A 21,780-nucleotide genomic window follows, 5' to 3' on the forward strand; every position below is an offset into this window, starting at 1 on the left:
CGGTGGGCCGGGTGCCGTGGCAGGACCGTGCCCGACCTCGGCGGCGCGGAAACGTCACGGACGCAGGGCTGTGGAGAGCCGGTCGAGGCCCTCCTCGACCACGGCGGTGGGTCCGGCGAAGCTCAGCCGCACCGAGCGGTGGCCCTCGACCACGTCGAAGTCGACGCCCGGGGCCACGCCCACGCCGGTGCGGGCGAGCAGGTCGCGGGCGAAGGTCATGGAGTCGTCGGTGAGGTGGGAGACGTCGGCGTAGACGTAGAACGCCCCGTCGGCCGGCGCGAGACGGCTCAGTCCCAGCCGCGGCAGCCCGTCGAGCAGCAGCCGCCGGTTGTGGGCGTAGCGCTCCACGTGGGCGTCGAGCTCGGCGTAGGTCTCCTCGGTGAAGGCCGCGAGGCACGCACGCTGGGCGAGCACGGGCGGGCAGATCGTGAAGTTGCCGGTGAGCACGTCGACGGCGCGCCGCAGGTCGCGCGGCACGAGCATCCAGCCGATGCGCCACCCGGTCATCGAGAAGTACTTGCTGAAGCTGGAGAAGACCACGGCCTGGCGGCTGGTCTCCCACGCCGAGCGGGCCAGCCGGGCCTGCGGGCCCTGCTCGAGCGGGGCGTACTCGATGCCGTGGTAGATCTCGTCGGAGATCAGCCGCACCCCGTGCTTCTCGGCCCAGCGGGCCAGGGCGGCGAGCTCCTCGGGCAGCAGCATCGTGCCGGTGGGATTGGCGGGGCTGGCCACCACCAGGCCCGCGAGCCCCACCTCGGCGTGCAGCGCGTCGAGCTGCTCGACCGTGGGCTGGAAGCGGGTCTCCGGCCCGGTCGCCACCTCGACGACCTCGCAGCCGAGCGCGCTGAGCACGTTGCGGTAGCAGGGGTAGCCCGGGCGCGCGATCGCCACGCGGTCGCCGTGCTCGAAGGCGGCGAGGAAGGCGAGCAGGAAGCCGCCGCTGCTCCCGGTGGTGACGACGACGTCGTCGGCCTCGACGTCGATGCCGTGGGTGCGGCGGTGGTGGCCCGCGATGGCCTCGCGCAGCTCCAGCACCCCGGTGGCCGGGGTGTAGCCCAGCGGGTCGCCCGACCCGAGCAGCCGCACGGCCTCGGCGGCGACCGGGCCGGGGGCGCCGGTGCTGGGCTGGCCGGCGAGCAGGTCGACGAGGTCGCCGTGGGTGCGCCGGCGCTCCGCCGCCGCGGCCAGCATGTCCATCACGTGGAAGGGGGGTACGGCGGCGCGGCTGGCCACCTGCATCCGGTCGGTCACCCTTGCGACCCTAGAGGGGACCCCGGAGGGCGTCCGGGAGCGGTCGGGGCGCTCCGCGGCGGCCCCCCGCGCCGATAGACTGCGTGCCCGCCACCCCACGCGCAGAGGTGACATGACCTTCGACGTCCACCAGCTCGACCAGTTCGTGCTGGTCGGCTCGGCCGTCACGCTCCTGGCGATCCTGGCCGTGCGGATCTCCTCGCGCGCCGGGCTGCCCAGCCTGCTGTTCTACCTGCTGATGGGCGTCGCGCTCGGCGAGGCCGGCCTCGGCATCAGCTTCGAGGACGCCGAGCTGGCCCACGCCCTCGGGTTCGCGGCCCTGGCCGTCATCCTGGCCGAGGGCGGGCTCACCACCAGCTGGCGCGAGGCGCGACCGGTGATGCGCCTGGGCCTGTCGCTGGCCACGGTCGGCGTCGCGGTCTCGGTCGCGGTGGTCGCCGTCGGGGCGCACTACGTGCTGGGCCTGCCGTGGGAGCTGGCCGTGCTGCTGGGCGCGGTGTGCTCGCCCACCGACGCCGCCGCGGTGTTCTCGGTGCTGCGGGTCGTGCCGTTGCCCCGCCGGCTCACCGGCACCCTGGAGGCCGAGTCGGGCCTCAACGACGCCCCCACGGTCGTGCTGGTCACCCTCATCTCCACCGGGGCGGTCGGCGAGCACCCGCCGCTGGTGGTGCTCGCGATCATCGTCTTCGAGCTCGCGGTCGGTGTGGCCCTGGGGCTCGCCGCGGGCTTCGGCGGTGCCTGGACGATGCGGCGCGCCGCCCTGCCCTCCTCCGGTCTCTACCCCCTGGCCGTGCTCTGCCTGACCTTCCTGGCCTACGGCGGCGCCACGGCGCTGCACGGCAGCGGCTTCGCGGCCGTCTACGTCGCCGCGCTCGTGCTCGGCAACTCCGAGCTGCCCCACCGCGCGGCCACCCGGTCCTTCGCCGAGGGCGTCGCCTGGCTGGCCCAGATCGGGCTCTTCGTCATGCTCGGTCTGCTGCTCTCGCCGGGCCGCATCGACGCCGCGACCGTCGGTCTGGCGGTGGTGGCCGGGTTGCTGCTGACCTTCGTGGCCCGACCGCTGTCGGTGGCGGTGAGCGCCCTGGCCCAGCCGATGCCGCCACGGCAGCTGGCCTTCCTGTCCTGGGCCGGACTGCGCGGTGCCGTGCCGATCGTGCTGATGACCATCCCGCTGTCGGAGGGGGTCGAGGGGGCCGAGCGGCTGTTCGACATCGTGTTCGTGATGGTGGTGCTCTACACCCTTCTCACGGGGCCGACCCTGCCCTGGGTGGCGCGCGTGCTGCGGGTCGCCCGCCGCTCCGAGCCGCGCGACCTCGAGCTCGAGGCAGCGCCCCTCGAGCGGGTGGCCGCCGACCTGCTCCAGATCACGATCAGCCCGGTCTCGCGCCTGCACGGCGTGGAGGTGGGCGAGCTGCGGCTGCCCGTGGGGGTGTCGGTGTCGATGGTCATCCGCGACGGCCGCACGCTCGTGCCCGACCCGCGCACGGTGCTGCGCCGCGGCGACGACCTGCTCGTCGTGACCCCGCGCAAGCAGCGCGAGCTCACCGAGGAGCGGCTGCGCCTGGTCAGCGCCTCGGGCCGCCTGGCGCGGTGGAGCAGCCCGGAGCAGGGGCCGCGGGGCTGAGCCGCCGGTCAGGCGTCGGGCGGCACGCAGACGGTGGCGTCGCCGCGGACCTTGACCTGCTGCTTGCCCGGCAGGAGCTCGTCGAAGTCGTCGCCGACGACCACGACGACCCCGTCGACCGGGGCGTCGCGGCGCACGACCTCGGTGTCGGCGCCGAGGTGGGTCCGCACCAGCCGCACCGCGGGGTTGGTGGGGTCGTCGGTCCAGATCTGGGCGCGGGCCACGTCGGCGTCGCCCGGCGCGTCCTGACCGCTGCCCCGGGCGAAGCCGGCGTCGACCAGTCCCTGCAGCGTCCGCCCCGCGAGCCCCGAGCGGTCGCCGGCGTTGAGCACGCTGACGAGGACCTGTGCGCTGCTCAGTGTCGAGCCGCGGGCCACGTCGGTCTCGACGCAGGCGCTCGAGGAGGCCTCGTCGGAGTCCGAGAAGGGGGCGGTGACGGCCGAGAGGCCCCACGCCGCCCCGGCCACGAGCAGGACGGCGAGCACGGTCAGCGTGATCGCCGAGCGGGCCTGGGCGCTGCTCACGACGCGGTCCCGGCCACGGCGTGCACGCGCGCGTGCAGCACGGTGCGCTGCTGGAGCGCCGCGCGCAGCGCGCGGTGCAGACCGTCCTCGAGGTAGTACTCCCCGCGCCACTCCACGACGTGGGCGAACAGGTCGCCGTAGAAGGTGGAGTCCTCGTCGAGGAGCGCGGCCAGCTGGAGGGTGTCCTTGGTGGTCACCAGCTGGTCGAGGCGCACCTGGCGCGGCGGCACGTCGGCCCAGCCGCGCGAGGACAGGCCGTGGGCGGGATAGGGACGGCCCTCGCCCACGCGCTTGAAGATCACGCCGCGACTATAACCAGCCCGACGTGCGCCGTGGCCGCGGCGAGGCGGCCCCGGCGCACCCCGGACGGGTCAGGCCGACCAGCGCAGCGAGTCGTCGACCAGGTCGGCGAGGGCGTTGACGCCCCGCAGGTCGGCGCGCTCGCCCATGAGGCGGGCGAGGGCCTGCGAGTGGCGGGTCTTGAGGTCGCGCTGCTGGCGCGCACGCTCGAGGTCCCGGTCGGACATGGTGGGGTTCTCCATCATCGGCCTCCCTGACTGGTGCCTGTCGGCGTGACCGGGACCCGTGTCCCGGTCGGAGGCTCCAGCGTGGGGTGCGTCGATGGCCGCACTGTTGAGCGCGGGTTACGAGCAGGTCTCACGTGCCGTGACGTACGACTCGCGGCCGACCGCGCCGTTCCGCCCCGCCCGCGGCCGTCGTGTGCTGCCGACGGGCGCGGGACGGGCGAGGGGCCTCACAGGGTGGGCTCGCTCCACGCGTTCTGGATGACCTCGACGCCGCGGTCGCGGGTGACCAGGCGGGCCCGGCCGGCCGGGGCGGGCAGCGGCCGCAGGTTGCGGATGAGCGGCCCCTCGTCGGGGCTGCCCGAGAGCAGCATGCCCGGCATGGCCAGGTCGCGCAGCGACTGGATGACCGGCTCGTAGAGCGAGCGCGAGGCGCCACCGGAGCGGCGGGTCACCACGACGTGCAGACCCACGTCGCGGGCCTGGGCGAGCATCGGCTGCAGCGCCTGGAGCGGGGAGCTCTGCTGGGTGGCGACGAGGTCGTAGTCGTCGACGAGCAGGAACACCTCCGCGCCGGCCCACCAGCTGCGGTTGCGCAGCTGGTCGGGGGTGACGTCGGGCCCGGGGATGCGGTTCTCGAGGTAGGTCGCGAGGTCCTTGAGCACCGGCGTGGCCTGGGTGGCCGAGGTCATGTAGTTGAGCAGGTAGTCCTCGGGCACCTCCCCGAGCAGCGAGCGGCGGTAGTCGACGAGGAAGATCTGGGCCTGCCGGGGCGTGCGGGTCCGCACGATCTCCTGGGCGTAGGTGCGCAGCAGGGCGCTCTTGCCCGACTGGCCGTCGCCGAAGACCAGCAGGTGCGGCTCGGCGTCGACGTCGAGCCCCACCGGGGCCAGCTCCTTCTCGTTGATGCCGAGCAGGATCGGCCCGCCGGGCTTCTCGGCCGCGGGGTCGACCTCGGCGAGACCGGCGAGGCGGCGCACCTGCTCGAGGTCGATCCGCTCCGGCAGCAGCCGCAGCTTGGGACCGGCAGGGCCGGTCCAGGCGTCGGCCACCCGGGTGATGAGGTCGTCGACCCCGTCGCCGAGGTTGTCGGCGGAGGCGTCGCCGTCGATGCGGGGCAGCGCGCCGAGGAAGTGCAGCTTGCTGCTGACCAGGCCACGGCCGGGCCGACCGGCCGGCACGAGGGCGGCCACCTTGCGGTCGATCTCGGAGTCGATGTGGTCACCCAGCTTGAGCTCCAGGCGCGTGCCGAGCACGTCGCGCATCGCGGCGCGCATGTCCGACCAGCGCGCGGCGCCCAGCAGCATGTGCAGACCGAAGGTCAGGCCGCGCCCGGCGAGCTGCTGGAGCTCGATCTCGATGTCGTCGAAGTCGGCGCGCAGCGTGCTCCAGCCGTCGACGACGAGGAACACGTCGCCGTAGCCGTCGTCGGCGCGGCCCTGGGCGCGCCGGCTGCGGTAGGTCTCGATGGAGTCGATGCCGTGCGCGCGGAAGTAGGCCTCGCGCCGGTCCACGATCCCGACGACCTCGGCGATGATGCGCCGGATCACGTCGGGCTCGGAGCGCGTCGCGACGCCCGAGACGTGGGGCAGGCGGGCCAGCGGGGTGAACGTGCCGCCACCGAAGTCGAGCACGAAGAACTGCGACTCGGTGGGCGTCGTGGTCAGCGCCATGCTGGTCACGACGCTGCGCAGCAGGGTGCTCTTGCCCGAGCGCGGCCCGCCGACGACCACGACGTGGCCGGCGGCGCCGGTGAGGTTGACGGTGAGCGTGTCGCGGCGCTGCTCGCGCGGGCGGTCGACGGTGCCGAGGGGGATCGTGAGGCCGGGCAGCTCGCGCCAGCGGCGCGAGACCAGGCCGAGCTCGGGATCGGCCTCCAGGTCGCCGAAGAGCTGGTCGAGGGTGTCGGGCACGTCGAGCGGCGGCAGCCAGACCTGGTGGGCCTCGGGGCCGTGCCCGACCATGCGGTCGACCGCGATGTCGAGCAGGGACTTCTGCTGGCCCTCCTGCTTGGCCGCGGGCCGCGGTGCCTCCTCCGGCTCGGGCGCGCTCGGCACCTCGAGCATCTGCACCTCGGAGACGGTGAAGGGCAGGATCCCCTGCACGTGGCCGCCCTCGTCGCGGATCACCCGGGTGCGACCCGACGGCGGGCCCGAGACGTAGGCGGCCTTGAAGCGCACCATGCTGGTCGGGTCGGGCTTGAGGTAGCCCAGGCCGGGCACGGCCGGCAGCTCGTAGGCGTCGGGCACGCCGAGCACCGCACGGGACTCCTGGGCGCTGAAGGTGCGCAGGCCCACGCGGTAGGACAGGTGCGACTCCAGGCCGCGCAGCCGGCCCTCCTCCAGGCGCTGGGAGGCCAGCAGCAGGTGCAGCCCCAGCGAGCGGCCGAGGCGGCCGATGGCCACGAAGAGGTCGATGAACTCCGGCTTGGCCGAGAGCATCTCGGAGAACTCGTCGACCACGATGAAGAGCGAGGGCATCGGCTCGAGGTCCTCGCCGGCGGCGCGGGCCTTCTCGTAGTCGCGGATCGAGGCGTAGTTGCCGGCGGCGCGCAGCAGCTCCTGGCGGCGCACCATCTCCCCCGACAGGGCGTCCTGCATGCGGTCGACGAGGGTGAGCTCCTCGGAGAGGTTGGTGATGACCGCGGAGACGTGCGGCATCTCCGACATGCCGGCGAAGGTCGCGCCGCCCTTGAAGTCGACCAGCACGAGGTTGAGCTGCTCGGGAGAGTGGGTCATCACGAGGCCGAGCACCAGCGTGCGGAGGAACTCCGACTTGCCCGATCCCGTGGCCCCGATGCACAGGCCGTGGGGTCCCATGCCCTGCTGCGCCGACTCCTTGATGTCGAGGTGCACCAGCCCGCCGCCCTCGCCGTTGCCGATCGGCACCCTCAGCCGGTCGCGCGCGGGCCGGGCGCGCCAGGCCACCGCGGGGTCGAAGGTGTGCACGTCGCCGAGCGAGAGCAGCTCCATGAAGTCGGTCGGCCCGGTGATCTCGCCGCCGGCGGGCGCGGCGCCGCCGGCGGGCGCGGCCACCGTGTGCAGCGGGGTCAGGCGCCGCGCGAAGGCCTCCGCGGTGGCCAGGTCGCACTGGTCGGCCCGCGCGCGGATGGGCTCCTCGCGCAGGCGCAGCGCCTCCACCGGCACGCGGCCGTCGGCGCCGACCTCGCCGCCGAAGAGCAGCCGCAGGCTGCTGGCGTCGTCCATCTCGTCCCACCGCGAGGGCAGGTCGAGCACCGTCACGCCGTGCAGGCCGTCGGGCGGGATGACGTGGTTGCCCGGGGGCAGCGTGGCGCCGTCGAGCACCAGCAGCAGGTGGGGCGTGGCCGGCCGCTCGTCGGCCCCGAAGCGGGGCCGGTCGGAGAGGTCCTCGGGCAGCAGGGCCGCGAGGTCGTCGAGGGAGGTGCTGACCATGCGCATCGGCCCGACGGCGTCGGTGGCCCGCGGGCTCAGGCTGTGGGGCAGCCACTTGACCCAGTCCCAGTGGGCCAGGGTGCGCTCGGAGGCCAGGACCGCCACCACGAGGTGGTCGGGCGACTGGAACGCCGTGGCCGAGCAGATCAGCGCCCGGGCCAGCGCGCGGGTGGGGTCGTCGGGCCCGCACAGCTCGAGGCGGTCGAAGGCGCGCAGGTCGACCGACGCGGGGAGGTCGGGCTGCAGCCGGTGCACGACGAGCAGACGGTGCAGCGCCGAGGCGGCGGCCGGGTCGACCTGGTCGATCGGCGCCGACTCGGGCGGCACCAGCTCGAGCCCGAGCGGCTGGGCGCACACGCCGTACCGGACGTGGAGGAACTGGGGGTCGGCGGTGCCGTGCTCCCAGACCCGCGAGCGCTCCTCGGCGATCGCGGGCAGCGAGGAGGGCTCGGGGTGGTGCCAGGTCAGCGCGCGGCGCTGCTGGTCGGCGGCGTCGCGGGCGATCTTGCGCACGCCGGCGAGGTAGCGCAGGTACTCGGTGCGCGAGCCCGTCACGCTCTGGGCGCGCTGCTTCCGCTGCCGGTCGATCTGCACGACGATGAAGCCGAGGGTGGCGAAGAGGAACATGCCGGCCGCGATGTAGGAGCGCCCGCCGGTCTGCCCGCCCATGCTGGCCACCAGCACGATCGAGCCGAGGCTGCCGAGCATCGGGATCGCGTTCATCAGGACGCCGCCGGCGCCCTCGCTGTCCTCGATCTCGGGCGGGGCCTGCAGGACGATCTGACCGGAGGGCATCTCCGGCTCCTCGAGCCGGTGCCCGCGCAGCGTCGTGGTCAACGAGGTCCCCTCGGGGTCGGTCTGGCCGGGTGACGGGGCTCCGACCGGGGTCGCGCCGCGCGACCGGGTGGGGTGGTCGGGCTGAGGTCCAGCGATGATAGGCGCCGCACCGCCGACCGACTACCCTGCGTGCGACCGGGCCAAACCGCCCGGGCACGCCCCCTGGTCCGGCGCCGGCCGGGGGGCCCGGGCGCCAGGCGCGTGGAGCAGCCGTGGCCGGAGCGAGCAGCAACGTCGGTGACAGCGTCGCGCTGACCGTGCACGGGCCCCGCGGGTCCCTCGACCTGGTCGTGCCCACGGCGGTCACCGTGCTCGACGTCGCCCGGGAGTACGCCAGCCAGGCCGGTCTGGCCGACGTGCCGCCGCTGGGCACCCACCGCGGCGCCACCCTCGAGCCCGGCGCCTCCCTCGCCGGGTCGGGCGTGCGGGCCGGCGACGTGCTCGTCGCCCTCACCGCCCCCACCACGGCCCCCTCGCCCTCCCGGTCACGGCGCGGCTCCACCGGCCCCTCCGACGCGCCCGGCGCGCTGGCGGTGGTCTGGCTGGCGCTCGCCGCGGCCACCGCGGTGCTGGCGGGGCTGCTCGCCACTCGCGCCGACGGCACGACCCGCGACCTCACGGTGGGGCTGCTGGTCGCCGCCGCCGTGGTCGGCGTGATGCCCGTCGGTCGTCTCGCGGGCCACCGTGCCCTGGCCGCCCCGGTCTTCGCCGGCGCCGCCGCGCTCGCGGTCGTGTGGGACCCCGAGCCGGCCCGGCTGCCCACGGTCATCGGCCTCGCCGCCCTCGTCGCGGCCCTCACCGCGGCGGTGGGCCGCTCGCTCGACCAGCGCCAGGAGGAAGGGCTGCGCGTCTGGATCGTCGTGGGCTCCCTGGTCTTCGTGCTCGCCACCGGCTGCGCGCTGGTCGGCTTCGAGCCGCCGGTGGTCTGGTCGCTGCTGCTCGTGGTGGCCGTGCTGGCCCCCCGCTTCGTCCCCGCCTACGCCGTGGACGTGCCCGACCAACTGCTCGTCGACCTGGAGCGCCTCGCCGTGAGCGCTTGGTCGGCGCGGGAGCGTCCGCGCGGGCGGCGCGGCCGCACCGTCGTACGCCCCTCCGCGGTCGAGACCGTGGCCGAGCAGGGCGCCCGCACGCTGACGGCCTGGTCGGCCGCGGTGCTGGTGCTGGTCGCGGTCGCGGCCCCCCTGCTGCTGGCCTCGGCCACCCTGCCGGTCGACCGGGTGGGTGCGCGCGTGCTCGTCGGTCTCAGCGGCGCCGCCCTGCTGCTGGCGGCCCGCAGCTACCGCCACGTCGCGGCGCGGGCCCTGCTGCGGTGCGCGGGCCTCGTGTGCTGGCTCGTGCTGCTCGTCGCGCTCGTCGGGGCGCTGCGCGAGGGCGCCGGCACCCTGCTCGCGGTCGGGTCCGTGCTGCTGGCCGCGCTCGTCGTGCTCGTCGCCGTCGCGACGGGTCGGGGGTGGCGCTCGGCCTGGTGGTCGCGGCGGGCCGAGGTGGCCGAGGGTCTCGTGGGGGCCGGGGCGCTGGCCAGCGTCGTGGTCGCGGTCGGGATCTTCCGCGTGCTCTGGGAGAGCATCAACCTGCCCGGCTGACCCGTCGTGGGGGCCTGGCGCGAGGGCCGCGCCGCCACGGCGAGCCGCGCCCGACACGCCGGTGGCGCCGGGGTCCTGCACAGGTCTGCGGCGGGCCAGGTTTAGCCCCAGGGGCCCCGGGTAGACCGATGCGTGTCCGCCACCGGCGCCGCGCAGGACGTCCCAGCGCTCGTCCCGCGTCGCTCCGGTCCCGGGCCCCGGACCACAGCACAGCGACACCCCCACCCCCGCGCGGCGAGACGGCCGCACCCCGAAAGAAGGAGTTGGCATGTCCAACGAGTACGGCCAAGGCGAAAAGGTCCTCTCCCGCGCAGCCGGCATGGTTGCGGAGGCCAAGGGCGACTTCGACAACATCTCCAAGACCCTCATGGGCAACGTCGAGCAGCTCAAGTCCCAGTGGGGCGGCCAGGGCTTCCGCGCCTTCGACACGCTCTCGCAGGAGTGGCAGGCCAAGCAGAACAAGATCCTGAGCGCGCTCAACGTCTTCGAGTCCAACCTCCAGACCACGGAGAAGGACAACGTCGCCACCGACGAGTCGCAGTCCTCGACCATGGCGTCCATCAGCGCCGGCCTCGACGCCGCTCCCGGCGTCTGACCCCCCACAGACCACAGCAAGGAGACACAGCCATGTCGCTCGACGGAATCAAGGTCAACCACGCCGGACTCGACACCGGTGCGCAGGACCTCGCCACCGGTGTGAAGAACATCGAGAACCGCCTGCAGCAGCTCGAGGACGAGCTCAGCGAGCTCAAGGGCGCCTGGGTCGGCAACGCCCGCCTCGCCTACGACGACGCCAAGCGCAAGTGGGACCAGGCCATCCTGGAGATGAAGGACCTGCTCGCCCGCACCAGCAACGCCGTCGCCACCGCCAACACCGAGTACCGCGAGGCCGACAAGCGCGGCGCCGGCCTCTTCGGCGGCTGAGCGCAGCACCCACCCCGAGGGGGTCGGCACCGTCCGGTGCCGGCCCCCTCGTCGTGCCGCCCGCCCCCGCCGCGCGGCACCGCTAGCATCACTGCCGGTCTGGACCGGGGAGTCCGCGGACCGCCACGGGGTAGACCGGTGGGCGATCGACCCAGCGCACAGCACCGGAGGGACCTCCGGTGAGGAGAAGGAGACGCCGATGAGCCAGGCGCCAGTGAGCGCGACCGGCCTGGTGCGCGTGACCGTCGCCTCCGGCACCCGCCGGGTCGACCTGGTCCTGCCCGGCTCGGTGCCCGTGGCCGAGCTCGTGCCCGAGCTGGCCCGCAGCGTCGGCCTGCTCGACGCCCTCACGGTCTACGGCGGCTACCGCGTCGTGACCGCGGAGGGTCGCGAGCTGGCCCCCGACTCGGGCCTGGTGATGCAGGGCGTCGAGGACGGCGGCCTGCTCACCGTCACCGCCGGCATCGACGCCCCCGCGCCCCGGGTCTACGACGACGTCGTCGAGGCGATGACCGACGTCGTCGAGCGCGACCTCAAGCCGTGGTCGCCCGCCTCGGGACGCCGCACGGCGCTGAGCGCCTCGGGGCTGCTGATGGCCCTCGGCGCCGTGGCCCTGCTCGTGCAGAGCGACGCCCGGCTGGCCGGCACCGCGGCCGCCGTGGTCGCCGCCGTGCTGGTGGCGGGCGCGGTGGTGCTCTCCCGCGCGCAGCGCGAGGCCGAGGCCGCCGTGGCCGTGGCGTGGATGGGCTGCCTCTACGCCGCCGTGGCCGGGCTGGTGCTCGCGGAGTCGGCGTACGACGGTCCCTCGGCCGTGGTCAGTGCCGGCGGCGCGGCCCTCGTGGCCGGGCTGGTCGCGCTGGTGGGGCTGGGGGAGGGGCGCACGCTGGTGCTGCCGCCGGTCGTGGTCGGGGCCGTCTTCGTGGCCACCGGCCTGCTGATCCGGGTCGCCGACCTCGACACGGCGGTGGTGCTGACCACCGCGATGGCCTTCGTCGTGCTGGCCGGCAGCGTCTTCCCGTGGCTGGCCCTCGGGCTGACCGGCACGACCGTCGAGCAGATCTACTCCGTCGCCGACATCACGACCGACCCCGACGAGATCGACCCCGTGCGCGTGAGCGCCGACGCCCGCGTGGCCCACGAGATCCTGGTGGCCATCTCGGCCACGGTGGGCCTGCTGCTGGTGCTGGTCGTGCCGCTCGCGGTCGGGCTCGGCCTGTCCGGCACCCTGCTGGCCGTGGTGGCCTGCCTCGTGGTCATGCTCCGCACCCGCCAGTACCGCACCGGCTCCGAGGTGCTGGTCGGCCTGGTCAGCGGCATCGTGGGGCTCGGCGCGGTCGCGCTCTCGCTGATGTACCTCCAGCCCGAGTGGCGGCCCACGACCGCGGTCGTCCTGGCCGCCGCGGGCGCCGTGCTGCTGGCGGTGACCCTCCTGCCCCGCACCCCGTCGGTGCGCGGCGGCCGCTTCGGCGACGTGGTCGAGACCGTGGCGCTGCTGGCGATGCTCCCGCTGCTGGTGCTGGCCAGCGGCCTGTTCTCCTCGATCACGGGCTGACCCGGTGGCGACCAAGAAGGACCTCGTCGAGGCCCACGCCTTCAGCCGGCGCCGGCTCGTCACCGCCTTCGTCTCGGGCGCCCCCGGCGGCCGCGAGGTCGAGCCGGCGCGCCCGGGCCGCACCCTCATCGGCGGGGCGGCGCTCGCCGTGCTCCTGGTGGCCGGTGCCGCCATCACGGGCATCTTCACCGACCGGACCCCCGAGGGCTGGGACGAGCCGGGGCTGCTCATCTCCGAGGACGAGGGAGCCTCCTACGTCGTGCTCCTCGACGGCGAGGGCAACCCCGAGGCGCGCCCGGTCGACAACGTGGTCTCCGCGCGCCTGGCACTGCAGGGCCAGCTCGACGAGCCGACCACCATCGCCCAGGACACCATCGACACGCTGCCGCTCGGGCCGGAGATCGGCATCCTCCAGGGGCCCGAGACGCTGCCGGGCTCCGACGAGATGGTCGAGAGCGGGTGGACGGCCTGCACCGGGCCCGCCAAGGCGCTCCAGGTCGACGTCTCCGCTCGACCCGACGCCACCCCGATCGGCGACGGCCAGGCCTTCGTGGTCAAGAGCGAGGGCGAGGTCTGGGTGATCGCGACCGCCCCGGCCACCGTCGACACCCCGGCCCAGGCCTACCGGTACCTGCTGTCGATGGACAACGGCCGCGACTTCTTCCTCAACGAGTTCGGGCTCTCCACCCAGGCCCAGGCCACCGCGGTCAGCGGCGACTGGCTGCAGCTCTTCCCCGAGGGCGCCCCCCTCGACCTCGACTCCTTCGACGTCGGCGAGGTCGGCGGCGAGGTGCCCGGGCTCTCCCGCGCCGAGGGCGTGGCGGGCGACTACGTCGCCACCGACGACGGTGGCGGCTACGTCCTCACCAGCGACGGTCCCGGCCTGCTCGACCCCTTCGCGCTCGCCGTCTACGCCAACGCCGCGCGCGGCACCGACCGCACGCCGCTGGACATCGCTCCGCCCGACGTGGACCAGAACCGCGACGTCTACGCCGGTGCCCGCTGGCCCACGGCGGCGCCGGAGCAGGCCGTGCCCAGCGGCCAGTGCGCCTTGCTGGAGACCGACCCCGAGGGCGCCCCCCGCGCCCAGGCCTACGCCGAGCCGGGCGAGGACGCCAGCGCGGCCGACCTGCCGCGGGCCGAGCGCGACGTCAGGGTCGAGCCCGGCGCGGGCGCCATCTTCGTGGTGGGCGACTGGTCGGGCGCGCCCGGCACCAGCACCTTCGTCGTCGACTCCACCGGCACGGCCTTCAACCTCGAGGGTCCCGACACCCTGACCTACCTCGGCTACGGCGACATGACCCTGCCGGTCGTGCCCGACGCGTGGCTCGACATGTTCGACACCGGCGTCGTCCTCTCGCCCGAGCTGGCCCTGTGCCCGCCGCAGAGCGTCGAGGAGGCCACGGAGTGCGCGTGACCCGGGGGTCCGCCCGGGCCGGATCGGCGACCAGGTCCGAGCGGCGGCACCTCTCGCGGGTCGTGGTCGGCGGGCTCGCCGTCACCGCGCTGCTGGGCACGCCGCTGCTGCCGCCGCCGGCCGGGGCCGCCAGCCCCTTCGGACAGGGCTGCGACCAGGCCTTCGAGGAGGGCACGGAGGTCAGCGAGCCCCTGACCGGCGACAGCCTTCCCCTCGAGGCGATGGGCGTGCCGGCGGCGCAGGAGGAGCTCGCCGCCCGGGGCGTCGAGCCCGGGGCCGGGGTCACCGTGGTGGTGCTGGACTCGGGCGCCGTCGGGGTCCCCGCGGTGTCGGCCGGCGCCGTGCTGCCGAGCCAGGCCGGCGGTGGACGCCCGCTCGACCACCGCGGCACGACCTTCGCGGGCATCGTGGCCGGGGCGTCGTTCACCGAGGAGGGCGCCGAGCGGTCGACCCCGGTCGGCATCGCCCCGGGGGCGCAGGTGGTCTCGGTGCGGGTGCTCGACGACGTCGACCCCGACGCCGAGGGCACCGGGGCGACGACCGAGGCCCTGACCGCCGGGCTGCGCTCGGTGCTGCCGCTCGTGCGCGCCGCCGACCGGACGGTGGTGGTCGCGGTGCCCGTGGCGGTGCCGCGGGGCCGCGCGCTCGAGGCCGCCGCCGAGGAGCTGTGGGACGCCGGGGCGATCGTGGTCGCCGGGGTCGGCGACCGCCCGGTCGTCGACGAGGCGCGCCCCGACAGCGCCGACGTGCCGCTGGCGCGGCCGTCGGCCACCGAGGACGCCGCCGACGTGCTGGGCCCGGCCGGCGCCGGGCACGTCGTGGGCGTCGCCGCCACCGACGTCGCCGACCCGCTGCGCTCCTCCGCCGTCGACGTCGCCGCCCCCAGCGTCGGCGCGCTGTCGTGGGCGGCCAACGGTGCCCCCTGCATCGCGCCGGGCCCCTCGACCACCATCGCGACCGCAGAGGTGGCGGGGGTGCTGGCCCTGCTGGTCTCGCGCTTCCCCGACGACTCCCCGCAGCAGCTCGTCGACCGCCTGGTCGGCACCGCCGCGGGACGCGCCGACGTGGCGTCGCGGCTCACGGGGGCCGGGCTGGTGCAGGCCGCCGAGGCGGTCACCCGGCCGCTGCTGCCGCAGCGCTCGGGCACCTCGGGGGAGACCACCGTGGCCCGTGACACCGCCAGCGCGCTGGCCCCGCCGCCGGTGAGCGACCCGCTGGCCGGGGCGCGCGACGAGGCGCTGTGGTGGGGGTTGCTCGGTGGCGGGGCGCTCCTGCTCGCGCTGGTGCTGCGACCCGTGCTGGCCCGCCGCCGCTGACGGTCGGCCGGGAGCCCGGCCGATCGGGCGGAGCCGCCGGCCGGTCCAGGTGCGGCCAGGTCAGGTGGGGCCGGGTCGGGTGCGGTCGGGGTCTTGGCCCCCGCCTGGAGGGCCCGGGTCTGCCGGCGTCGGTGGCGTGGTCGGGGGTGACGCGGGCAGCAGCACCGGCACCGCCGTGCGCAGTGCGGCGGGCAGCGCCGAGATCGTCACCAGCGCCACGAACCCGCTGATCATCTTGTCGCCCAGCGACACCAGCAGGTTGGCGACCGCGAGCGCGGCGAGCGGGGGCACCCCGAGGGCGAGCACCGAGTCGGTGACCATGTCGCCGCCGTTGCCGGTGCCGCCGTCGAAGCGCCAGAGGAGGATGGGCACGGCCACGGCCGAGCAGACCAGGGCCACGAGCACGTTGAGCCCCAGGAACCGCGGCAGGCTGCGCCCCAGGCCCCACCGCCGCGCGCCGTAGCCCCAGACCAGCGCACCGGCCACGTTGACCAGCGCGAAGGGCACCGACACGGGGCCGCTCTCGGCCACGCCCAGCAGGTTGGTGGCCAGGCCCACCGCCGCGCCGCGCCACGGCCCGAGCGCCAGGGCCGCGATCGCAGTGCCGACCATGTCCAGGTGCACCGGCAGGTGCAGGAGCTCGACCAGCGAGCGGCCCAGCAGGTTGACCACGACGCACACGACCAGGAGCAGCAGCGCCCTGCGCGGCGGCACCCCCGTGCCGGCCCCCGACGACGGGTCGGGCCCGGACGGCGCGGGCGGGTGGTCGAGGGGGCGGGCCGTGCCGTCGCCGCCCTCCGCGCCGTCTGCCGCGTCCGCCCCGTCGGCGGCGGGGAGCGTCGGGGGTGCTGGGGGTGCTGGGGGTTCGGCCGCGGCGGTCGGACGCGGCCGCCGGCACTGCTCGACCCACGCGTCGACGCGCTCGTCCTCGGCGCCGAGCGCGTGGGCGATCTCGCGCACGAGCTGGAGGTTGACCCGGGTGCGACCGGTGCGGAAGGCGTCGTAGACGGTGGTGCGGGCGACCCGTGCGGCGTGCGCCGGGGTGCCCGCCGCCTCGCGGGTGCCGCTGACGCGGCGGGCGATCTCGGCGTACGACGGGTCGCCGACCCGGGCGCGCAGGGCCTGCAGCTCCAGGGCCAGACCGTCCCACCGCGACGCGTCGCCCGACCCGTTGGGCCCCCCGGCCGTGTCCTGCTCCACCGATGGCCCCCCGAGTGACCTGACGACGTGCGGGCGCGCTCCCCGTGGCCGCCCGAGGCCGAAGCATACGGCGGTGTCGGGGTCCCTCCGGCCCCGGCTTCGCGGTGCGGGTCCGGTGTGCCCGGGCCCTCGAGCGGAGCCGGAGGCTGTCCGGGATCGTCCGAGAAGCCGTGTCCGGCCCCGCCGGGGCCCGACTCCGACGTAGAACTGCACCACTGACTCGTCTCCCTGCCCCCTCGCCTCCACCAGACCCGTCCCGGCGACACCGCCGCCCCGTCCGACGAAGGACCCCCCTTGCCGATCTACTCCGTGACCGACGACCGTGGCCGCACCCGCCTCGTCGCGTCGCTCGCCGACGCGCTGCGCCAGGCCGGTGGCAGCCGGCTGAGCGACGAGCAGCTGCAGCTGCTGCCGCCGGGGGTGCGCTCACGGCTGGCCGAGGAGGCGGGGGTGCGCACGGCGATCGCCGAGGAGTTCGCCCCCTTCGCCTCCCAGGCCCGCGAGGTCTGGGACGCCGCGGCCCGCGCCCACCGGGGCCGCTTCGAGGTGCTGCGCGCCTCGCTGCGCCGGCTCGAGACCGACGACGAGGACTACCGCACCGCCACGGAGGACGCCGCCCGGCTCGTGACGCACCCGGCGGTGGCGACGATGAGCGACGCCGACTTCCGCCGCGCCGCGCGGCTCTCGGCGAGCCGGCACGGCTTCGACTGGCAGGCCTACCGCGACCACTTCGAGTGGCACGTCGAGGCCACGGGCAGCCACCCGCGCTCGGCCGCTGCGGTGGTGGCCGAGATGGTGCGCGACACGGTCGCCTTCCACAACGAGGAGCAGATCGGACAGGTGCGTGACCGCGCCTCGCTCGAGCGGCTGCGCGACTGGGCCACGGTGCTGCTCGACACCGCCGAGGCCTTCGGGCTCGACGTCGACGACCTCATCCGCGAGAGCGCGGGCTGAGCGGGCCCCGGAGGCGGTGGCGTCGCGGGGCGACGGGTGCCGACAGACAGCGACGGCGCCGCACGAGTGCGGCGCCGTCGAGTGGCGGAGGATAGGGGATTCGAACCCCTGAGGGCTGTTAACCCAACCCGCTTTCCAAGCGAGCGCCATAGGCCACTAGGCGAATCCTCCGCGCAGGAGCGTACCCGTGGCGGTCCTCGCGGTGAAATCGCACCCCCGCGAGCGGCTCCGGACGGGCCCCGGGCCGGGACGGCCGGCCGGTCGCGGGCTCGTGTTGGCGCTGCTGCGGGCCTCACCTACACTCGTGGCCAACCCCCCGTGTGGCGGCATCTCGCCGAACTCCCCCAGGGCCGGAAGGCAGCAAGGGCAAGCGAGCTCTGTCGGGTGCGCGGGGGGCCTTTTCATGCCCGCACGCGGAGGGCGCCCACCGCGTCCGCGCGGGTCGCTCCCGCGGTCGCGCCGCCGCCCGTGGTGGTTGTCGGAGCGGCCGTCTAGGGTCGGGGCGTGGACTCACCGCTCGCCCTCTACCGCCGCTACCGGCCGGAGTCCTTCGCCGAGGTCATCGGCCAGGACCACGTGACCGAGCCGCTGCGCGCGGCGCTGGCCAACAACCGGGTGAACCACGCCTACCTGTTCTCCGGGCCCCGCGGCTGCGGCAAGACCACCTCGGCGCGCATCCTGGCCCGGGCGCTCAACTGCGAGCAGGCGCCCGTCGCCGACCCGTGCGGGGAGTGCGACAGCTGCCGCGACCTGGCCCGCGGCGGCCCGGGGTCGATCGACGTGATCGAGATCGACGCGGCCTCCCACGGCGGCGTCGACGACGCTCGCGACCTGCGGGAGAAGGCCTTCTTCGCCCCCGTGCGCAGCCGCTACAAGGTCTACATCATCGACGAGGCCCACATGGTCACCACGCAGGGCTTCAACGCCCTGCTGAAGCTGGTCGAGGAGCCCCCGCCCCACCTGCGCTTCATCTTCGCGACCACCGAGCCCGACAAGGTGCTGCCGACCATCCGCTCGCGCACCCACCACTACCCCTTCCGGCTGATCCCGCCGCGGCTGCTGTCGTCGTACCTCTCCCAGCTGTGCGAGCAGGAGGGCGTGCCGATCGAGCCGGCGGCGCTGCCCCTGGTGGTCAGGGCGGGTGCGGGCTCGGCCCGCGACACGCTCTCCGTGCTCGACCAGCTCCTGGGCGGCTCGGGTCCCGCCGGCGTCACGCACCAGCTGGCGACCGCCCTGCTCGGCTACACCCCCGACGCGCTGCTCGACGAGGTCGTCGACGCCTTCGCCGCGGCCGACGGCAGCGCGGTCTTCGGGGTGGTGGACAAGGTCGTCGAGACCGGCCAGGACCCCCGCCGCTTCACCGAGGACCTGCTGCGCCGCCTGCGTGACCTCGTCATCGTGGCCGCGGTGCCCGACGCGCCGGCGACCGGGCTCATCGACGTCTCCGAGGACCAGGGCGAGCGACTGGTCGCGCAGGCCGCGCGGTTCGGCAGCGCCGAGCTGACCCGCGCCGCCGACCTCGTGGCCGCGGGACTCACCGAGATGCGCGGCGCCACCGCGCCGCGGCTGCTGCTCGAGCTCATCTGCGCCCGGGTGCTGCTGCCCGCGGCCGACCACTCCACCGAGGGCCTCATGGCGCGCCTCGACCGCCTCGAGCGCCGGGTGGCCATCAGCGGCACCCCCTCGGCAGCGGCCTCGCCGGTGCGCGCGGGCGCGCCCGTCCAGGACCGCCCGCACCGCGAGGCCTCCCGGGTCGAGCCGCCGCTGGAGCCGGAGCCGGTCGCCGCCCCCGACGCTGTCGTGCCCCGCATCAGCTCCGAGGTGGTCGTGCCCCCGGTGGAGGAGTCGGCCGTCCCCGGCACGGAGCGCGAGCGCGCGCCGGCGCCGCCGCACCGGCCCGAGCCGCCCGCCCCGCCCGCCGAGCCGCAGCCACCGTCCGTCGCCCCGGCCGCGGACGCCCCGCCCGCCCCGCCCGTCGAGGCGTCGGAGCCGGAGCCCGCTCCGCCGGCCCCGGCCCCACCGGCACCCGCGCCGGCACCCGCGCCGGCGCGGGAGCCCGCCCCCGCCGCTGCGGCGGGCCCGGCGGCCGGGCTGAGCCTCGTCGACGTACGCCGGCTCTGGCCGGACATCGTCGAGGCCACGAAGCTGCGCCGGCGGGTCACCTGGATCCATCTGACCCAGCACGCCCAGGTCGTCGGCGTCGACGCCAAGACCCTCACCCTCGGCTTCTCCAACTCCGGGGCCCGGGAGTCGTTCGAGAACGGCGGCAGCGGCGAGATCGTGCGCCAGGCCGCGATCGACGTCGTGGGCTCCGACTGGCGCATCGAGACCATCGTCGACCCCGGCGCGCAGGCCGAGGGCACGCCGCAGGTGACCCGGCCGGCGAGCCCGGCGGAGCCGCAGCGCTCCGAGCCCCCCGAGCCGCCGGCGCGCGAGGAGCCCGCGGGCCCGCCGTCGTGGGCCGACGAGCCCGGACCCGAGGGACAGGGCTCCGAGGCCGCGGGCGCTCCGGGCGCGCAGGGCTCCCCGGGTGTGCCCGACGACCGCCACGACGAGGGGCGGACGCCCCGGGCCGACGACCACGGCGCGGTCGACGGCGCCCCGGCCCGGGGCGTCGCCCCCGAGGCGACGGTGGCGGTGGTGCCGGAGGTCCGCACCGCCGGCCCCGACTCGATCGCGGCGGCGCGCGGCGCCATCCAGCAGACCCGCACGGGCGGTGTGGACCGTCCGCGCAGCGACGACCTGGCCGAGCGCGACGCCGACGCCCACCCCGACGACCTCGACGCCGACAGCCACGAGCTGGGGGGCGCCGAGCTGCTGGAGCGCGAGCTGGGTGCCCGGATGATCGAGGAGATCCGGCACCAGTGACCGCCGTCCTGGCGCGACCCGTCATGCTGGGCCCGCACGCACGCACCCGACCGGACACAGAGGTGACCCCATGACGCAGAACCCCTTCGACGCGCTCGGCGGCGGCGGTGGCGGCTTCGACATGAACGCCCTGCTCCAGCAGGCCCAGCAGATGCAGGAGCAGCTGCAGGAGGCGCAGGAGCGGCTGGCCTCGACCACGGTCGAGGGCACCGCTGGCGGCGTGACCGCCACGGTGAGCGGTGTCGGCGAGCTCGTCGGCGTCCGGATCGCCCCCGGAGGCTTCGACGCCAGCGACGCCGAGAGCCTCGTCGACCTCGGCGACCTGGTCGTCGCGGCCTACCGCGACGCCAAGACCCAGGCCGACGCGATGGCCAGCGAGGCCCTGGGCCCCCTGGCCGGCGGCGGCGAGATCCCGGGCATGCCCGGCGGCTCGCTCGGCCTCTAGGTCCGAGCAGCAGGGGAGGGGAGCGCGGTGTACGAGGGTGTCGTCCAGGACCTCATCGACGAGCTCGGGCGCCTGCCCGGGGTCGGTCCGAAGAGCGCCCAGCGCATCGCCTTCCACCTCCTGCAGGCCGACCCGGTCGACGTCCGGCGCCTCGCCGACGTGCTGATCGAGGTCAAGGCCAAGGTGAAGTTCTGCTCGATCTGCTTCAACGTCTCCGAGGACGAGCAGTGCCGCATCTGCCGCGACCCCCGGCGCGACCCGACCGTGCTGTGCGTGGTCGAGGAGTACAAGGACGTCGTGGCCATCGAGCGCACCCGCGAGTACCGCGGGCGCTACCACGTGCTGGGCGGGGCGATCAGCCCCATCGACGGCATCGGGCCCGACCAGCTGCGCATCCGCGAGCTGATGATGCGGCTGGCCGACGGCACGGTCACGGAGACGATCCTGGCCACCGACCCCAACCTCGAGGGCGAGGCCACCGCGACCTATCTCACGCGGATGCTGCGCCCGATCGGGTTGCGCGTCACGCGTTTGGCGAGTGGACTGCCGGTGGGTGGTGACCTGGAGTACGCCGACGAGGTCACCCTCGGACGTGCTTTCGCAGGGAGGCGAGCAGCAGAATGACCCCGACCCAGACCTCGGACCCGGCCACGGGTCCCGCGGTGCGCGAGACCGGCGCGCCCGTGGCCGCCGGCGCCGAGCGCCCGGCCCTCGACGCCGAGACCGAGGAGTTCGCGCAGCAGATCGCCGACCAGGTGGCCAGCTTCCTGCTCGCGCTGCGCGCGGTCTCCCAGGAGCCCGACGCCGGCCGCACCATCTCGCTGCTGCTGCTCGAGATCAGCCAGGTGCTGCTCGCGGGCGCGCGCCTGGGCGCCCAGCGCGACTTCACCCCGATCGCGGAGTACCAGCCCGACGTGGGCCCCGAGGCCGACCTCGACGAGATGCGGCTGCGGCTGGCCGAGCTGCTGGGCGGTCTCGACACCTACGCCTTCGTCTTCGACCCCTACGTGCCCGAGGTCGTCGAGGGCCAGCTCTCCGACGACCTCACCAGCATCGCCAGCGACCTCGAGAACGGCCTGCGCCACTACCGCGCCGGCAACGTCGAGGAGGCGCTGTGGTGGTGGCAGTTCTCCTACGTCTCCTCGTGGGGCAACCTCGCCGGTGCCGCGCTGAACGCGCTGCTCTCGGTGGTCGCCCACGACCGTCTCGACGTCGACCTCGACCTCGACGCCGACCAGGTCGCCGCGGCCGACGAGATGCTGGCCGATGAGATGCGGGGCGGGCGGGCCACGACGCCCCGATAGACTCCGACACCGGTCAGGACGCGCTGCACAGGCCGCGTCTCACG

Annotated in this window: 18 protein-coding genes, 1 tRNA gene and 1 other RNA gene; 13 read left to right on the forward strand and 7 right to left on the reverse strand. The window is 75.4% G+C overall.

Annotation, left to right across the window (positions count from 1 at the left end):
- Positions 1-54: 54 nt before the first annotated feature.
- The gene (locus IR170_RS16180) at positions 55-1,251 is read right to left on the reverse strand and encodes a pyridoxal phosphate-dependent aminotransferase (RefSeq protein ID WP_319805124.1); all 1,197 of its coding nucleotides are present in this window, start codon (positions 1,249-1,251) and stop codon (positions 55-57) included.
- A gap of 112 nt (positions 1,252-1,363) precedes the next feature.
- Between IR170_RS16180 and IR170_RS16185 the strand changes: the two genes are divergently transcribed.
- Positions 1,364-2,875, forward strand: a complete 1,512-nt coding sequence (locus IR170_RS16185; RefSeq protein ID WP_193665816.1) for a potassium/proton antiporter — start codon at positions 1,364-1,366, stop codon at positions 2,873-2,875.
- A gap of 8 nt (positions 2,876-2,883) precedes the next feature.
- On the opposite strand, the gene IR170_RS16190 is transcribed toward IR170_RS16185, so the two are convergent.
- The 4 genes from IR170_RS16190 to eccCa form a co-directional block, all read right to left on the reverse strand.
- Positions 2,884-3,399: a LytR C-terminal domain-containing protein gene (locus tag IR170_RS16190; protein WP_193665818.1), complete on the reverse strand. Its 516-nt coding sequence runs from the start codon at positions 3,397-3,399 to the stop codon at positions 2,884-2,886.
- Complete coding sequence (locus tag IR170_RS16195) at positions 3,396-3,701, reverse strand: type II toxin-antitoxin system VapB family antitoxin (RefSeq protein WP_193665820.1); 306 nt, start codon at positions 3,699-3,701, stop codon at positions 3,396-3,398. Before IR170_RS16195 ends, IR170_RS16190 begins: the two co-directional genes overlap by 4 nt.
- A gap of 69 nt (positions 3,702-3,770) precedes the next feature.
- Entirely contained in the window at positions 3,771-3,926 is a 156-nt protein-coding gene (locus tag IR170_RS16200; protein WP_162242262.1) for a hypothetical protein, read from the reverse strand.
- 227 nt (positions 3,927-4,153) lie between these two features.
- Positions 4,154-8,173: a type VII secretion protein EccCa gene (eccCa, locus tag IR170_RS16205; RefSeq protein ID WP_227489459.1), complete on the reverse strand. Its 4,020-nt coding sequence runs from the start codon at positions 8,171-8,173 to the stop codon at positions 4,154-4,156.
- A gap of 212 nt (positions 8,174-8,385) precedes the next feature.
- Between eccCa and IR170_RS16210 the strand changes: the two genes are divergently transcribed.
- The 6 genes from IR170_RS16210 (at position 8,386) to IR170_RS16235 (ending at position 14,965) form a co-directional block, all read left to right on the forward strand.
- Positions 8,386-9,756, forward strand: coding sequence for a ubiquitin family protein (locus tag IR170_RS16210; protein ID WP_193665822.1), 1,371 nt, complete (start codon positions 8,386-8,388; stop codon positions 9,754-9,756).
- Between the two features lie 268 nt (positions 9,757-10,024).
- Positions 10,025-10,351: a WXG100 family type VII secretion target gene (locus IR170_RS16215; RefSeq protein WP_056863150.1), complete on the forward strand. Its 327-nt coding sequence runs from the start codon at positions 10,025-10,027 to the stop codon at positions 10,349-10,351.
- 32 nt (positions 10,352-10,383) lie between these two features.
- Entirely contained in the window at positions 10,384-10,680 is a 297-nt protein-coding gene (locus IR170_RS16220; RefSeq protein WP_056863151.1) for a WXG100 family type VII secretion target, read from the forward strand.
- A gap of 199 nt (positions 10,681-10,879) precedes the next feature.
- Positions 10,880-12,232 (forward strand): type VII secretion integral membrane protein EccD, encoded by a 1,353-nt coding sequence (gene eccD / locus IR170_RS16225; RefSeq protein WP_193665825.1) that lies wholly within the window; start codon positions 10,880-10,882, stop codon positions 12,230-12,232.
- Positions 12,233-12,236: 4 nt separating this feature from the next.
- The gene (locus tag IR170_RS16230) at positions 12,237-13,649 is read left to right on the forward strand and encodes a type VII secretion protein EccB (protein ID WP_193665826.1); all 1,413 of its coding nucleotides are present in this window, start codon (positions 12,237-12,239) and stop codon (positions 13,647-13,649) included.
- Positions 13,646-14,965 carry a S8 family serine peptidase gene (locus IR170_RS16235; RefSeq protein WP_193665828.1) on the forward strand — a complete coding sequence of 440 codons (1,320 nt, stop codon included), beginning with the start codon at positions 13,646-13,648 and terminating at the stop codon, positions 14,963-14,965. Before IR170_RS16230 ends, IR170_RS16235 begins: the two co-directional genes overlap by 4 nt.
- A 60-nt stretch (positions 14,966-15,025) precedes the next feature.
- Here the strand turns inward: IR170_RS16235 and IR170_RS16240 are convergent, their stop codons facing one another.
- A complete protein-coding gene (locus tag IR170_RS16240) occupies positions 15,026-16,165 on the reverse strand; it encodes an ECF transporter S component family protein (protein WP_193665830.1) in 1,140 nt (379 codons plus the stop codon).
- A 294-nt stretch (positions 16,166-16,459) separates the two neighbouring features.
- Here IR170_RS16240 and IR170_RS16245 point away from each other — a divergent pair, with 294 nt between their 5' ends.
- Positions 16,460-17,119 carry a hypothetical protein gene (locus IR170_RS16245; RefSeq protein WP_193665832.1) on the forward strand — a complete coding sequence of 220 codons (660 nt, stop codon included), beginning with the start codon at positions 16,460-16,462 and terminating at the stop codon, positions 17,117-17,119.
- Positions 17,120-17,201: 82 nt separating this feature from the next.
- On the opposite strand, the gene IR170_RS16250 is transcribed toward IR170_RS16245, so the two are convergent.
- A tRNA-Ser gene (locus IR170_RS16250) sits at positions 17,202-17,290 on the reverse strand.
- A 139-nt stretch (positions 17,291-17,429) separates the two neighbouring features.
- Here IR170_RS16250 and ffs point away from each other — a divergent pair.
- From ffs to IR170_RS16275, 5 genes are all read left to right on the forward strand, one after another.
- Positions 17,430-17,520, forward strand: an RNA gene (gene ffs, locus IR170_RS16255) — signal recognition particle sRNA small type.
- A 103-nt stretch (positions 17,521-17,623) separates the two neighbouring features.
- Positions 17,624-19,987 (forward strand): DNA polymerase III subunit gamma and tau, encoded by a 2,364-nt coding sequence (locus IR170_RS16260; protein WP_193665834.1) that lies wholly within the window; start codon positions 17,624-17,626, stop codon positions 19,985-19,987.
- Positions 19,988-20,057: 70 nt separating this feature from the next.
- A complete protein-coding gene (locus IR170_RS16265; protein ID WP_193665836.1) occupies positions 20,058-20,432 on the forward strand; it encodes a YbaB/EbfC family nucleoid-associated protein in 375 nt (124 codons plus the stop codon).
- A gap of 27 nt (positions 20,433-20,459) precedes the next feature.
- Complete coding sequence (gene recR / locus IR170_RS16270; RefSeq protein ID WP_056863159.1) at positions 20,460-21,056, forward strand: recombination mediator RecR; 597 nt, start codon at positions 20,460-20,462, stop codon at positions 21,054-21,056.
- The gene (locus IR170_RS16275; protein ID WP_193665838.1) at positions 21,053-21,736 is read left to right on the forward strand and encodes a DUF5063 domain-containing protein; all 684 of its coding nucleotides are present in this window, start codon (positions 21,053-21,055) and stop codon (positions 21,734-21,736) included. The genes recR and IR170_RS16275 overlap by 4 nt, the downstream gene beginning before the upstream one ends.
- Positions 21,737-21,780: the final 44 nt, after the last annotated feature.

Source organism: Nocardioides kribbensis, assembly GCF_015070375.1.
GTDB lineage: Bacteria > Actinomycetota > Actinomycetes > Propionibacteriales > Nocardioidaceae > Nocardioides > Nocardioides kribbensis.

Excerpts from the sequence above, each read along its gene's own strand:
- IR170_RS16185 (WP_193665816.1), top strand. The coding sequence starts at position 1,364 with ATGACCTTCGACGTCCACCAGCTCGACCAGTTCGTGCTGGTCGGCTCG.
- IR170_RS16200 (WP_162242262.1), bottom strand. The coding sequence starts at position 3,926 with ATGTCCGACCGGGACCTCGAGCGTGCGCGCCAGCAGCGCGACCTCAAG.
- IR170_RS16215 (WP_056863150.1), top strand. The coding sequence starts at position 10,025 with ATGTCCAACGAGTACGGCCAAGGCGAAAAGGTCCTCTCCCGCGCAGCC.
- IR170_RS16220 (WP_056863151.1), top strand. The coding sequence starts at position 10,384 with ATGTCGCTCGACGGAATCAAGGTCAACCACGCCGGACTCGACACCGGT.
- eccD (WP_193665825.1), top strand. The coding sequence starts at position 10,880 with ATGAGCCAGGCGCCAGTGAGCGCGACCGGCCTGGTGCGCGTGACCGTC.
- IR170_RS16265 (WP_193665836.1), top strand. The coding sequence starts at position 20,058 with ATGACGCAGAACCCCTTCGACGCGCTCGGCGGCGGCGGTGGCGGCTTC.
- IR170_RS16275 (WP_193665838.1), top strand. The coding sequence starts at position 21,053 with ATGACCCCGACCCAGACCTCGGACCCGGCCACGGGTCCCGCGGTGCGC.